The following is a 1,204-nucleotide window of genomic DNA, read 5'->3' on the forward strand; positions in this document are numbered from 1 at the left end:
AGTTCGACACCCTGCACCCACAGCTCCGCCATCGACGCCATAAACCGCTCCGGACCACCCTCACCACGACGCAACGTCCCCACCGCCAGGACATCATCACCAATCTCCTGAAGCGCACCCATCAACACCGGATGCGGACTCACCTCCACAAACACCGCATCACCCTCATCCAACAAACCCCGCACGGTCTCCTCGAAACGAACCGGCTCCCGCAAATTCCGATACCAATACCCCGCATCCAAAACCTCCCCCTCCACCAAACCCGCCGTCACCGTCGAATACATCGCCACCTCACCCACCCCCGGCGACACCCCCGACGCAAGCTCGAACAACTCCTCCCGAACCCCCTCCACATGCGGAGTATGCGACGCATAATCCACCGCAATCACCCGCACCCGCACACCCACCGCCTCCGCAGCCGCCCTCACCCCAGCCAACTCCTCCACACCACCAGCCACCACCGTCGACCCCGGACCATTCACCACCGCAACCCACACACCCTCACGCCCCGCCAACAACTCCCCAACCCGCTCCACCGACGCCCCCACCGACACCATCCCACCCAAACCCGCCAAACCCCTCCCAATCACCGCACTCCGCAACGCCACCAACCGCGCCCCATCAGACAACGACAACGCACCCGACACACACGCCGCCGCAATCTCACCCTGCGAATGCCCCACCACCACCGACGGAACAACCCCCACCGAACGCCACACCTCCGCCAACGACACCATCACCGCCCACAACACCGGCTGCACCACATCCACCCGCTCCAACGAACCCCCACCACGCAACACCTCCAACAAATCCCACCCCACAAAAGGCGCCAACGCCTCCCCACACCTCACCACCGACTCCAAAAACACCGGCGACGACTCCAACAACCCCGACGCCATCCCCACCCACTGCGAACCCTGACCAGGAAAAACAAACACCACCCGACCCACACCACCCGACACCACACCCGACACCACACCCGCCGCAGGCACCCCCGCCGCCACCGCACCCAACCCACCAACAAACCCCTCACACCCACCAGCCAACACCACCGCACGATGCTCCAACACCGCACGCGACGACACCAACGACCAACCCACATCACCCACACCCACACCCGAACCCACACCCGCCACGAACTCACCCAACCGAGCCGCCTGACCCCGCAACCCCGCACCCGACCCACCAGACACCACCCACGGCA

Annotated in this window: 1 protein-coding gene; it reads right to left on the reverse strand. The window is 65.0% G+C overall.

Features of this window, described 5'->3' with window-relative positions:
- Positions 1-1,148 (reverse strand): acyltransferase domain-containing protein (locus JOC24_RS32970; protein ID WP_239581436.1); only part of this gene is annotated, 1,148 nt, incomplete at its 3' end.
- Positions 1,149-1,204 lie beyond the last annotated feature (56 nt).

Origin of the sequence: Streptomyces sp. HB132 (assembly GCF_016909575.1) — a bacterium.
Lineage (GTDB): Bacteria > Actinomycetota > Actinomycetes > Streptomycetales > Streptomycetaceae > Streptomyces.